At 42.6% G+C, this 12,336-nt stretch carries 13 protein-coding genes; 9 read left to right on the forward strand and 4 right to left on the reverse strand.

What is annotated here, in order from left to right:
• The 7 genes from BTW00_RS10430 (at position 1) to BTW00_RS10460 (ending at position 5,932) form a co-directional block, all read left to right on the forward strand.
• Positions 1-969: an RDD family protein gene (locus tag BTW00_RS10430; protein WP_256714053.1), complete on the forward strand. Its 969-nt coding sequence runs from the start codon at positions 1-3 to the stop codon at positions 967-969.
• A gap of 284 nt (positions 970-1,253) precedes the next feature.
• Positions 1,254-1,658, forward strand: a complete 405-nt coding sequence (gene rpsF / locus BTW00_RS10435; protein ID WP_058023829.1) for a 30S ribosomal protein S6 — start codon at positions 1,254-1,256, stop codon at positions 1,656-1,658.
• 16 nt (positions 1,659-1,674) lie between these two features.
• A complete protein-coding gene (gene rpsR / locus BTW00_RS10440; protein WP_010198808.1) occupies positions 1,675-1,905 on the forward strand; it encodes a 30S ribosomal protein S18 in 231 nt (76 codons plus the stop codon).
• Positions 1,906-1,925: 20 nt separating this feature from the next.
• Positions 1,926-2,432 carry a 50S ribosomal protein L9 gene (gene rplI / locus BTW00_RS10445; protein ID WP_058023828.1) on the forward strand — a complete coding sequence of 169 codons (507 nt, stop codon included), beginning with the start codon at positions 1,926-1,928 and terminating at the stop codon, positions 2,430-2,432.
• Between the two features lie 321 nt (positions 2,433-2,753).
• Positions 2,754-2,993 (forward strand): hypothetical protein, encoded by a 240-nt coding sequence (locus tag BTW00_RS10450; RefSeq protein WP_075107364.1) that lies wholly within the window; start codon positions 2,754-2,756, stop codon positions 2,991-2,993.
• 331 nt (positions 2,994-3,324) lie between these two features.
• Positions 3,325-4,683: a GntP family permease gene (locus BTW00_RS10455; protein ID WP_143506589.1), complete on the forward strand. Its 1,359-nt coding sequence runs from the start codon at positions 3,325-3,327 to the stop codon at positions 4,681-4,683.
• 112 nt (positions 4,684-4,795) lie between these two features.
• The gene (locus tag BTW00_RS10460; RefSeq protein WP_075107366.1) at positions 4,796-5,932 is read left to right on the forward strand and encodes a glycerate kinase; all 1,137 of its coding nucleotides are present in this window, start codon (positions 4,796-4,798) and stop codon (positions 5,930-5,932) included.
• Positions 5,933-6,032: 100 nt separating this feature from the next.
• On the opposite strand, the gene BTW00_RS10465 is transcribed toward BTW00_RS10460, so the two are convergent.
• A complete protein-coding gene (locus BTW00_RS10465; protein ID WP_075107367.1) occupies positions 6,033-6,902 on the reverse strand; it encodes a LysR family transcriptional regulator in 870 nt (289 codons plus the stop codon).
• A gap of 107 nt (positions 6,903-7,009) precedes the next feature.
• Between BTW00_RS10465 and BTW00_RS10470 the strand changes: the two genes are divergently transcribed.
• On the forward strand, positions 7,010-7,510 hold the full coding sequence (locus tag BTW00_RS10470; RefSeq protein WP_075107368.1) for a lactoylglutathione lyase family protein: 501 nt from the start codon (positions 7,010-7,012) through the stop codon (positions 7,508-7,510).
• 258 nt (positions 7,511-7,768) lie between these two features.
• Entirely contained in the window at positions 7,769-7,894 is a 126-nt protein-coding gene (locus BTW00_RS13935) for a hypothetical protein (protein ID WP_256714054.1), read from the forward strand.
• Between the two features lie 187 nt (positions 7,895-8,081).
• On the opposite strand, the gene BTW00_RS10475 is transcribed toward BTW00_RS13935, so the two are convergent.
• From BTW00_RS10475 to BTW00_RS10485, 3 genes are all read right to left on the reverse strand, one after another.
• Complete coding sequence (locus BTW00_RS10475; protein ID WP_055124581.1) at positions 8,082-8,420, reverse strand: RidA family protein; 339 nt, start codon at positions 8,418-8,420, stop codon at positions 8,082-8,084.
• 54 nt (positions 8,421-8,474) lie between these two features.
• Positions 8,475-9,722: an FAD-binding oxidoreductase gene (locus BTW00_RS10480; protein WP_075107369.1), complete on the reverse strand. Its 1,248-nt coding sequence runs from the start codon at positions 9,720-9,722 to the stop codon at positions 8,475-8,477.
• 264 nt (positions 9,723-9,986) lie between these two features.
• On the reverse strand, positions 9,987-12,185 hold the full coding sequence (locus BTW00_RS10485) for an ATP-dependent helicase (RefSeq protein ID WP_075107370.1): 2,199 nt from the start codon (positions 12,183-12,185) through the stop codon (positions 9,987-9,989).
• Positions 12,186-12,336: the final 151 nt, after the last annotated feature.

Raw genomic sequence — 12,336 nt, forward strand, 5'->3', positions numbered from 1 at the left:
ATGCAGATTTTCCTTGCTCGAAATAACGTACAAGCGGGTCCATACAATTTGGAACAGCTTAATATCATGCTGGCATCAGGCGAAGTATTGCTTGATGATTTAATCTGGCATGAAGGCTTAGATCAGTGGCAGCGCGTAGGAAATGTGACCAATAATCAAACGGTTTATCGACCGACTGGTGCTACTACTCCTGATGCGAATGATTCTATTATCAATAATGTGACTGTCTTCCCTGAAGATACCAGCAATACTAAAGATAATAATTCAGTATCATTAGATAGACTATATGGCAAGCCTGAACGTTCTAAAAATGTGAAGGCCGATATGACGACCAATCGTCATCAAACGCCGCACAACAATGTCTCATTAAACAAGTCGACTCTCAAAAAGGCTGTTGCAGACAATGATAAAGTTGTCGGCAACGTGGTACTTGCGCCAATCATGTCACGCGTATTGGCAACCGCGCTTAATGGGCTACTGTATGTATTGGCCATATTGCCATTAGTAATGGCATTGACCAAAATGGATGTGGACTATACCAAGTTTCAAAATATCCAAGATATGGATGCTGCCTATCAATATTCAATGTCGTTGATGGAAAGCCTTCCTAGTAGCACGCTCATGATGTCGCAAGTCATGGTTTTTGGCTTGTTTGCACTGCAGCTGGTATTTATTATCATGCGTGGTCAATCCCTAGGCAAAGTAATCACTGGTATTCGGGTTGTGGATCAGACCACACATCGTCTACCCTCGTTTATCAAGCTGGTCGGTACACGTACGTTACTGTTGTTTATTATCTATAATTTACTGTTTTCGTTTACTAGCTTTTTGGGTTTTGTGATTATTGCTATCCATTATTACATGGCATCAAAAAGCCCTGAAAATATCGGTTGGCATGACAAACTTGCCAAAACCTTAGTGGTCAAAGCAGACAGTAGCCAACTGGTAAAGAAATCAAAATCTGAGTAACAGTATTTTAATTTGGTTATTGGTTTTATAGCTCGTTATACTTAAAAAAGCTGCGTACTATTGCGGCTTTTTTTATTGAGTAAATACAATAATTATATTATTTCGAAACTTTATTGACAGCCGCGTGGTTATTAACCTTTGTGTTAAGCGCCAAGTACTGTTATAATACGGCGCTTTATAAACTAAGCTTATTTCTTACTATATTTTTAAGAACGTGGGCTTACCTTATAAATCTCCTTGCTATTAACATAGGGTTAATAGCTACTAATCCGTAAGGAGTCATAATGCGACATTACGAACTGGTGTTACTTGTACACCCAGACCAAAGCGACCAAGTGGTCGGCATGGTTGAACGCTATATCAAGTTGGTTCAAGACAACGGTGGTGCTATCCATCGCCTTGAAGATTGGGGCCGCCGTCAATTGGCTTATCCAATCAACAAGATTCACAAAGCTCACTACGTTCTTTTCAACATCGAAACTGACGGCGAGACTTTGGCTGAACTTGAAGAATTATTCCGTTATAACGACGCGATCATTCGTAGTCTAGTTATGCGCCGTGACGAAGCTGTCACTGAAGAGTCGCAGTTAGCCAAGAATGCCGATGAAAAACGCGCACGCAAAGCAACTACTCGTCGTCCAGACAATCGTGAAAACGATAATGACGACAACGACAACAGTGAAGACTAATTAAAGGAGAATACTCATGGCACGTTTCTATCGCCGTCGCAAATTCTGCCGTTTCACTGCTGAAGGCATTACTCACATCGACTATAAAGATGTTGAATTGCTAAAACAGTACATTAGTGATAATGGCAAAATCGTACCAAGCCGTATTACCGGTACGTCTACTAAATATCAGCGTCAACTAGCGACTGCTATCAAGCAAGCTCGTTATTTATCGCTACTTCCATACACTGATAACCATCAAGGTTAACCGCTAACTAGGAATGACTCATGCAAATTATTTTGTTACAGCGTATCGTCAACCTTGGTAAACTCGGTGAAACTGTCGATGTAAAACCAGGTTACGGTCGTAACTTTCTTATCCCTCAAGGCCGCGCTCTACCTGCGACCAAAGCTAACATTGAAAAGTTCGAAGCACGTCGTGCTGAGCTTGAAGCTGAAGAAGCAAAAGAGATCGCTACTGCTCAAGAGCGTGCTGATGCACTAACTGACGTTAATGTTATCATGCGTGCTAAATCAGGTGACGAAGGCAAGCTATTTGGCTCTATCGGTACTCGCGATATTGCTGAAGCATTGACTAACTCAGGTCTAGAAGTTGACCGTGCTGAAATCAAGCTACCTGAAGGCACGCTACGTCAAGTTGGCGAATACAATGTTGATATTCAGCTACACCATGACGTTACTGCTAGCATCTTAGTTACTATTCTTTCTGAAGATGGTAACAACGAAGATTCAGCTGACGAAGAAGAAGCTGACGAAGATTATTCTGAAGAGTAATCTTCTAGATAATTAGACTCAGTCTATAAAAAAGCCAGTGACCTTGTGTTGCTGGCTTTTTTTATGTCGATATTTTATACATGTGATCATAATACTTTCGCATTACATTAGAGTTTTCTTGATGCCTTGTAAGTATCAATCGATTACTAAAAGCTGTATTCAATACTATTTGTCAGCATGATATCTTGCAGTAACTAATTGCAACAACTCAATTAAAAACGCTATACCAACCAACAAGATACTGTCTATATAATTGTATTCGCCATAACGAGTAGAGTTCATGCTCTATTTTTATACTTTTCGTTAATAGAGTACTTTAATATGACCAACACTGATGAAATAAACACTGACGATAAACTACTTTGTGTCAAAGGTAACGATTTCTATTCAGAGGGTGAGATCTATACGGTAGGTAGAATCGTAAATGACAAATACTTTCAGATACTGACCAGCGGCGATGATGATCACTGGTATGCAACGCTAGATGATAAAGGTATTTACGTAAGCTTCGATTCTATGATAGCTACTGACAATAAAGCGTTCTTCGATAAGATTGCTTAGATTGGAGTTTATATAAAAACTCATCTTGAACAAAAAAATAAGCGATACCTTATAAAAGACTGGTCATCTATAGTGGTCAGTCTTTTTTTAGTGAAAAACCTTGGTTAAATGCGGTCTGAAAATCGAAAAAGCGATAACTCTGCAGGCATAAGAATGCCACTACTCTCATCAGAAAATGTTCATATCGCCATAACGAACAGCATCTCTTTGACAAATGTATTTCCTAGTGACCCCTATTTGCTATAAAATATGCCCCTTCAAAATTTCGTATCGTTATTGATGCCTGTTTGTGTGAATAACTCATTAAGATATAAACCATATTGAGACAGTGATGATTGTATTTTGGCTTGTGCTGACCATTCTTTTTATTATTTTCGCTACCGCAAAATTGAAGTGGCATCCTTTTTTAGTGTTGATTTTGTCCGCTTTTTTGGTCGCGCTATTTTATCAAGTACCACTTAATACGGTCGCAAAAACGATCTCTGATGGGTTTGGTGGGATTCTAGGCTATATCGGTCTTGTGATTGTATTTGGTACGATTATTGGCTTAATCCTCGAAAAAACGGGTGCGGCTATTGTAATGGCAGAGTCAGTCATCAAAGTATTGGGGCCACGCTTCCCTACTTTGACCATGTCTATCGTCGGTGCAGTGGTTTCGGTGCCTGTATTTTGTGACTCTGGCTATATTATCTTGAACTCTCTAAAAGAGTCTTTGGCTGAGCGATTACATGTATCAAGTGTCGCGATGAGTATTGCCTTGGCTACTGGTCTATACGCTACCCACACCTTTGTCCCGCCTACGCCAGGCCCAATCGCGGCGGCAGGTAACTTAGGTCTAGAGTCAAACTTAGGTTTGGTCATCATGGTTGGTGTGGTCGTGACTGCAGTTGCTGTACTGGCTGGTTGGTGGTGGTCTAATCGCTTTCTTAACGCTACGCCTGATAATATCAATGCCACAGATGCTCAAGCAGCGACCCTACCTGAAGGCATAAAAACACGCGATGACTACAGCAAACTGCCTTCAGCAACAATGGCGTTTTTACCGATTATTGTGCCTATCATATTAATTTGTCTGTCGTCGGTTGCCAATTTCCCAAGTGCGCCGTTCGGTAGTGGTACGCTAGCAGAGATTTTAATATTCATTGGTAACCCATTGACTGCATTGTTGATTGGTTTGTTTTTATCGTTTTTATTGATTGATTCAGAGCAAAAAACGCAGCAAATCAGCGACAGTATCTCGCAAGGTTTGGTAGTAGCAGCCCCTATCCTACTGATCACTGGTGCTGGTGGCGCATTTGGTGCCATGCTAAAAGTCACACCAATTGGCGATTATCTAGGTTCGACGTTATCGGCCTTGGGTTTAGGTATTTTTATGCCATTCATCGTCTCTGCTGCGCTAAAAACAGCACAAGGCTCAACCACAGTGGCATTGGTCACAACCTCTGCAATGGTTGCCCCACTGTTGAACCAAATTGGCTTGGACAGTGAGCTTGGCCGTGTATTCTGCGTGATGGCAATTGGTGCCGGTGCCATGACGATCTCTCACGCCAATGACAGCTTCTTTTGGATCGTGAGCCAGTTTAGTCGCATGAGCGTGGCACAAGCGTACAAAGCGCACTCAATGGCCACTGGTATCCAAGGTGTGACTAGCATCGTATTCATCTGGTTGTTAACCCTAGTGTTTATCTAGTTCATGAGATTGGGTACGTATACATACGTTTATTTGATTATTGCTAAGTAAACGTTTTAAAACACGACACTATTGCGATGATCGTGTCTTTAAGATATTCAAAGAGAGCCATATGAAAATTTTGATCGCCCCTGACTCGTTTAAAGAAAGCCTAGAAGCACTGGACGTGTGCCATGCTATTCAATCTGGCTTTAGTCAAGTATTTCCAGATGCTGACTATAAGCTGTTGCCAATGGCCGATGGCGGTGAAGGCACCTCAGCGGTATTGTCTTATGTCTTGGGTGGGCGCTGGAAAGAAGTCAGAGTGCATGATCCATTGATGAGACCGATTACGGCAAAGTATCTATTATTGCCTGACGCGACGGCGGTTATTGAAGTGGCCCAAGCCTGCGGGTTGCATTTATTGACAGCCGATGAGCGTAATCCTATCGTTGCTAGCACTTATGGCGTTGGGGAGCTGATCGAAGATGCGTTAGCAGAAGGTGCTAAGCGTATTGTCATTGGTCTGGGCGGTAGCGCAACCAATGATGCAGGCCTTGGCATGCTAATGGCGTTAGGCATGACATTTCATGATATCAATGACAGTCTGCTCACTCATGGTGGTGGCGCACTTGCCAGCCTACATAAACTCGATAATACTAACCTTCATACAAAGATATCAGACACGGTATTTGAAGTTGCTTGTGATGTGACCAATCCGCTCTGTGGTCTGCTTGGGGCCAGCGCCGTGTTTGGCCCGCAAAAAGGTGCTTGTCCAGAACAAGTCAATACTTTGGATAAAGCGCTCAGTCACTTTGCAACTGTCTGCGGCAATCATGGTTACGAAGACTGTCAGCATGTTGAAGGCGCTGGCGCGGCAGGCGGTCTTGGCTATGCGATGATGACGTTCTTTGACGCTCAGCTAAAGTCAGGCTTTGATACGGTTGCCGAAGTGGCTCACCTGTCACAGCATATCGCAGAGGCTGATCTTGTCATCACAGGTGAAGGCAAGCTCGATGCACAAACCGCCATGGGTAAGGTCGCTGGTGGTATCAGTCAAATTGCTCAGGCCAGCCGTACCCCAGTCATCGCTATCTGCGGCAGTGTTGACGGACTAAAACCTGCTCAGACCAGTCAGTTCAATGTTGTGATGCCAAGTATCCAAAAAGTAGACACGATCGATAACGTGTTGGGTTCTGCTTATAACAACATTGAAACGACTGCTGCTAATATCGCTGCAAGTATCAAACTTGGACAACACTTAAAATAGTCGTGCTCTAACAGCCATATATTTATCATATCTGCTCATAATCACGGCACAGCTACCACACCCTCAATAACTGTGCCGTGTGCTTTTATTCTCAAAACCCCTATAACCACTTTTTAATTTCATCAATGACTGTCAGCATTCTATTGGCGGGCGCCTGTTGTCGTCTGACTGCCAGATATAGCGTTTCGCTAACAGCAACTGGTAAATGATGACTGTTAATCAGCTCAGGCTTTGGATAAGCAGCAACTGCATGTGCTGGCAAGACAGTAAAACCTATTCCCCTGCTGACGGGCTCTAAAATTAACCCTATCTGATTCGAAAAGCCTTTTTTCTCAAAATCATTGATATGCTGGAATTGCTCGTAATTGGCAGTCAGTAGCATGCCTGCATGATGGGCACCATCCGGATGATCGATAAATCCCAGTGCCATAAGCTGCTCCCAGCTCGGCTCTACTGTAGTCGCAGGTGTCACTAGTACCAATGCTTCTTGAGCCATAGGCTTGCAGCTAATCGTTTCATCATCTGAGATATCCGTCATAAAACCAATATCGATCTCGTGATTTGCCAATGCCTGCTCAATATCAGCATTGGGGGCAAAGCGATAATCAATCACTAGCTTTGGATGCTGTTGCTGTAAGGTCAAAAGCTGCGGATATAGCTTAAGTCCCACACTACCCGGTGACATCAACCGTACTAGCCCTTCGTAAGGCGGATCTTCACCGATGCACTGCTCTAAATTTGATAATCGCTGCAATATCTCGCCTGCTTCTTTATAGAGCTGCTCACCTGCATTGGTCAATGAGAACTGCTTTCCTTGTCTAATTAACAAATCTGTGTCCAGCTGCTCTTCTAGCTTACTTATATGTTGGCTCACACCGGACTGTGTCATATATAGACGTTCAGCCGTGCGAGTAAAGTGCCCAACTTCGGCAAGCGTACAAAAAGTGCGTAGCCATGTGACATTAATCATTACGTTTCATACTTATTTTTATAATATTCGATAATTTTACATAATGACAGTGCGTTTGTATACTGGCCTCACGTCAAACAAGAGTACAGCAAACAGGAGCACAAGCTATGAACAACGTTTATCCACGAAGCTTTTCGCACATCGGTCTTTCAGTCCCTGACTTAGATGCTGCTGTAAAATTTTATACTGAAGTGATGGGTTGGTACACCATCATGGAGCCTACTGAGATTGTTGAAGATGACAGCCCGATTGGTAAGATGTGCACTGAAGTATTTGGTGCTGGGTGGGGCCGCTTTCGGATCGCTCACCTCTCCACTGGTGACCGTATCGGTGTTGAGATTTTTGAATTTAAAAATCAGGAAAACCCTGAAAATAACTTTGAATATTGGAAAACAGGTATTTTTCACTTCTGCGTCCAAGACCCAAACGTTGAAGCGCTGGCTGAGCGTATGGTTGCCGCAGGTGGTAAAAAGCGTATGGAAAAACCACGCTACTACTACCCTGGCGAAAAGCCATATCGCATGATCTATATGGAAGACCCGTTCGGTAACATCGTCGAGATATATAGCCATAGCTACGAGCTTATCTATAGCGAAGGCGCATACTAAGTTCAGTATAAATACAGCTTAGTATGAATTTAGCTTATATTTAACTGAAAAACCAATAGCGTACTCCTCACCTGAGTGCGCTATTTTTTTATGCGCTTTCTATGTGCTCCATCTATTGTATAGAATATGAGCCATGCTACTATTTAGTCAGCTATATATAAAACTATAAACCGACCCATTATCAAGGATGATAAATGACTCAATTAGGCACCACTCTAGATAGAGATGACCTTCTGTATGTTTTATAAGCAGCTGGATATGAGTGTCGAAGACGCTTATGACTATGCCAGTGAGGTCATGACGGGTAATATGATGGCAGATGATGTGGGTGAAGGGGTTGATGCTTTTATTGAGAAACGCCAAGCGGTATGGAAAGAATGCTAATTCCTATAATAATCATTGTATTGCTTCGCTGACGTTATACGGCGCGTGCTTGGATTAAAAAGCTAGCATATTCCTTTTCAATAATCGAGTTGGCTTATTGCTAAGCATAGAAAAGGCCACGATATCGCTATCATGGCCTTCTTTATTTCTATTTAATACATATACTACAAGTACTACGAGCCGCTTATTACTCAGCAGCGATAGCGATCATCTCAACCAATAGCTCAGGACGTGCCAATGCTGATTCGCCACATGCACGTGCTGGTGGCTGAATACCTTCAAACCACTGGTCATAGACTTCATTCATAGCAGCAAAGTCCGCCATGTCTTTGATCCAAACGGTGACTGATAGTAGCTTTGATTTATCACTACCCACTTCTTCTAATAGCGTTTGGATTTTTTCCAAGCAAGTCAATGTTTGCGCTTTGATATCATCTTCTGCATTACCCACCTGACCACACAAATAGATCGTCTGGTTATGGATTACGGTTTTGCTCATGCGCTGATTGCTATGTAGCTTCTTAATCATGTCTATACCTTTTTATTAATTTGAATCTTTGTTTAGTCAGTCAAGTCGCGCTTAGTTAGAAAAACGCTGGGCACTAAATGGTGCTAAATCGACCAATGCAGGCTTATCGTGAATCATCTCTTCAACCAGACGGCCTGTCATTGGTCCCAAAGTGAAGCCTTGATGGCTGTGACCAAATGCTAACCAGAGCTTGTCATGCTTATCAGCAGGACCGATGACGGGCTTCATGTCAGGCATACAAGGACGCGATCCTGCCCATGCTTCGCTCTCAACCGCATCTTCTAATGGCAAAATTTTTCTTGCAAGCTTCAATACCGTTTGTAATTGACCAAAGTTCTTTGGCGCATTCATGGTAGTCATCTCAGCGCCCGTAGTGATACGGATACCCTGCTGCATCGGCCCCATGACAAACCCTTTATCCATATCAAACATACTATGATGGATTGTATTTTTGTCTGTCACTTTGAAATGCTGATGATAGCCACGCATTGGGAACAGTGGCAGATTGTAACCAAGTGGTTTGATCAAATCATTTGACCAAGGACCTGCTGCGATGACCAATTTATCACTATAATAGGTATCTTTGTCAGTGATGATTTTCCAGCCATCCGCCTCTTTGACGATTTCTTTGACGTCATTTTCTTTGATCGTACCTTGCATGTCTTGGAAATTTTTTGCGTAGGCTTTTACCAGCGAGCTTGGGTTTGATACCTGCCATGAATTCAACCAATGAATAGCACCAACGAAACCGTCAAAATTGGCGCGAGGCTCCATTGCTTTTAGTTGTTCAAGGTTCAGTACATTATGCTCAACCCCTTGATTACGCGCATCAATGGCGGATGCTTGCGCTTCTTTGAAAGTCTCTTCTGAGCGATGCAATTGTAGCCAACCATCACGAGTAATGAGCTCATCAGCACCAGAGGCGCTAATCATGGTTTGGTGCTCACTGGTACAATGCTCAATCAAGGTCTGCCACTCAGATTCGATTTTTTTGACTGACGCAGGCGTTGAGTATTTCCAGTACTGTAGCAGCGCTTGGTGATAACGCAGAATTGCCGGTATGCGATAACGAATATCAGTACCTTGGTTAGGTAATACTCGGATCATTTCTGTCAGCTGACGAGGAAAAGGATGCGTATGAATCGCTTCGCGCTGAATCAAGCCGGCATTACCATATGAGGTCTCTGACCCTGGCAATTTCTTGTCTAAGAGTAATACGTTTGAGTTATTTTTTTGTAGATGCCACGCGATTGACGTGCCAACCATACCTGCACCGATAACGATCACTTCGTAGCGCATAACCTATCCTTTTCTTAGGGTGTTAATACAGAGTATCAAATATAAAGGTCTTACCAAATTAGGTGGTCATAGTAACGCATTGGGATAAATTTTAAACCCTTATCTGAAAAATATTTTTACTATTAAATACTTTTGGCTATACCTTTATTTGTAGGTCATTTTCAAAAGGAATAGTTGGCGTATGAAGCCATTATTAGACGACCAAAATCCGCAAAATACACACTAAAACCCAGTATGATAGATACCATCAATATCCTCAAAAAATCACCACCATATTGGGTCATCATTTTTCTTGATAGGCGATTTTACCGTCTCTACTGTTACCTCGTCAGCCGATAGCTCCGCAATAAAGCGTGAGGCCATATCAAAGTATCCAGAGTAACTAGAGAAGTAATTCGGCGCGGTCAAATACAGCTGCGTCTTCGCACGACTACAGGCCACATAAAACAGCTTACGCTCTTCTTCTAATGCTTCAAAGTCGTCTAATGAGCGATGATGCGGCGTAATGCCATCGACCAACGAGTTAACGAATACCACTGGCCATTCAAGCCCCTTAGCACTATGAATGGTTGAGATCGTGACTTTATCATTACTTTGTCCATCGTCAGAGCTTTCCATGACCGCGACTGAGTCATTGGGCGGATCGAGCGCAAGATTTTCTAAAAAGCTATCGAGGCTCGTGTGCTCTGTCGCTAAATTCTTTAATACCCGAAAATCTTCGGTACGCTCACGCCAATTTTCTTCGATCAGCTTTAACACTGGAATATAAAACTCAAGAATATGCTCGATAGCTGTCTCGACCGATTCTGCTTGCTGGGCCTTGGTAAGCGTGTGATATAGAGGCTTTAGCTGATCGCTTTTTTTGGCAAACGATGCTGCCAGTAGCGACTCAAACGCATTATTGTCAGCGGTGATGGCTTGGGTTAAGCGCGTCGCCGTGACTGCTCCTACCCCTTTAAACAAAGTTAAAATACGATGCCAAGCAATCGTATCGTTCGGGTTATAGAGAACTTTGACAAAAGCCAACACGTCTTTGATATGGCGTCTTTCAATAAACTTGATACCGCCCACCACGATGAAGGGAATATTGCGCGCCATAAATTCTAGCTGTACATAATTGGACTGAAAAGACGTGCGGCACAATACCGCAAAGTCGTTATAATCATACTCAGGCTTGAGCGCGACTATCTTATCAGTGATATAACTCGCTTCTTTTGTCTCATCACTGAGTCGTCGAAATATTGGCTTGTCGCCTGCTGTTGGCGCATCAGAATACAGCTGCTTTTGATAGCCTAGCGTGATTTGCGCTGACAACGCATTGATATAGTTTAGTACCGAAGGTGTACTGCGATAATTTTGCTCAAGCTTGATAAGTTTGGCATTGGGATACGTCTCACCAAATAGCAAAATATTTTCGTAATTAGCACCGCGAAAGGCATAGATGCTTTGATTGTCATCACCAACGACCATCAGCGATACCGACTCAGGTTCACATATTAAATCGATCAGCTGTTTTTGTGGAATATTGGTGTCTTGATATTCGTCAACCATGACATAGCGGTAAGTGCTTTGAATTCTCTGTCTAAAAGTGTCGTTGGTTTTTAGATGACGTACCACTTGACTGATAATGTCGTCAAAATCGTATAAATGATTGGCACGCTTATACTCATGGAAATCAATTGCCAATTGCTCGATGATAGGAATATGTACGGCAATATCAGGATAATTAGTCTCGATTAAGTCGCGAATATGAATCCGTCTGTTTCTCGACGTCGATATGATATTTTGCAGCGTTTTTTTGCGCGGAAAGGCCTGTGACTTGGTTTGGGTAGGATACTTTTTTTCTTTGTGTACCAAGTCGATGGCATCCTCGCTATCGCCAGTATCTAAAATCGTAAATCGTGGATTGATACCGAGCAGACCAGAGTATTGGCGCAGCAGCATATTGCAAAATGAGTGAAAGGTGCCACTGGTGATACTATTTAATGCCTTGTCAGTTGGTAATTTCTCTTCAGCCAATGCGTCATCAGATAACTCTTGATTTGAAAGACTACTTGCCAGCAAAGATTTAGCGCGATCTTTGATTTCATTTGCCGCTTTACGAGTAAAGGTTAGTAGCAAAATCTCTTTGGGCGACACGCCATTTTCTAGTAGATAGCTGGTGCGATAGGTCAAGGTTTTGGTTTTGCCCGATCCTGCACCTGCAATCACCAACACTTTACCTTCGATAGTGGTGGCAGCCATGAGCTGATCGGGATTGAGCTCACTGGCATAGTCGACTTTTAATCCTAAATGACTGTCCAATCTTTGAGTCAACAACTTCGTGTTTACTTGATTATTAGCATCAATGAGGTTTGCCTCTAGCTTTTTGATGGCATGCTCAAGTCGAGCAAGTTTGGGCTTCATCTCAAGGAAGTTTTGTGGATATTTATAGCGGCGTGTGTCAAAAATCGAAGTTGTCATTATCGGATAATGCCTTACATTTTGTTTTAGAGCGAGCTGATTGTTTGAAAAAAATTAAACCAGCCAGCAGATTGCACTGACTGTTTGTGAGCCTGATGCCACTATTTATCTATGATAACGTACTATAGCAAAAAATACTGAATACCAAATC

It is taken from the genome of Psychrobacter sp. C 20.9 (genome assembly GCF_001921765.1).
Taxonomy (GTDB): domain Bacteria; phylum Pseudomonadota; class Gammaproteobacteria; order Pseudomonadales; family Moraxellaceae; genus Psychrobacter; species Psychrobacter piscatorii_B.

Excerpts from the sequence above, each read along its gene's own strand:
- BTW00_RS10430 (WP_256714053.1), top strand. The coding sequence starts at position 1 with ATGCAGATTTTCCTTGCTCGAAATAACGTACAAGCGGGTCCATACAAT.
- rpsF (WP_058023829.1), top strand. The coding sequence starts at position 1,254 with ATGCGACATTACGAACTGGTGTTACTTGTACACCCAGACCAAAGCGAC.
- rpsR (WP_010198808.1), top strand. The coding sequence starts at position 1,675 with ATGGCACGTTTCTATCGCCGTCGCAAATTCTGCCGTTTCACTGCTGAA.
- rplI (WP_058023828.1), top strand. The coding sequence starts at position 1,926 with ATGCAAATTATTTTGTTACAGCGTATCGTCAACCTTGGTAAACTCGGT.
- BTW00_RS10450 (WP_075107364.1), top strand. The coding sequence starts at position 2,754 with ATGACCAACACTGATGAAATAAACACTGACGATAAACTACTTTGTGTC.
- BTW00_RS10455 (WP_143506589.1), top strand. The coding sequence starts at position 3,325 with ATGATTGTATTTTGGCTTGTGCTGACCATTCTTTTTATTATTTTCGCT.
- BTW00_RS10460 (WP_075107366.1), top strand. The coding sequence starts at position 4,796 with ATGAAAATTTTGATCGCCCCTGACTCGTTTAAAGAAAGCCTAGAAGCA.
- BTW00_RS10465 (WP_075107367.1), bottom strand. The coding sequence starts at position 6,902 with ATGATTAATGTCACATGGCTACGCACTTTTTGTACGCTTGCCGAAGTT.
- BTW00_RS10470 (WP_075107368.1), top strand. The coding sequence starts at position 7,010 with ATGAACAACGTTTATCCACGAAGCTTTTCGCACATCGGTCTTTCAGTC.
- BTW00_RS13935 (WP_256714054.1), top strand. The coding sequence starts at position 7,769 with ATGAGTGTCGAAGACGCTTATGACTATGCCAGTGAGGTCATGACGGGT.
- BTW00_RS10480 (WP_075107369.1), bottom strand. The coding sequence starts at position 9,722 with ATGCGCTACGAAGTGATCGTTATCGGTGCAGGTATGGTTGGCACGTCA.
- BTW00_RS10485 (WP_075107370.1), bottom strand. The coding sequence starts at position 12,185 with ATGACAACTTCGATTTTTGACACACGCCGCTATAAATATCCACAAAAC.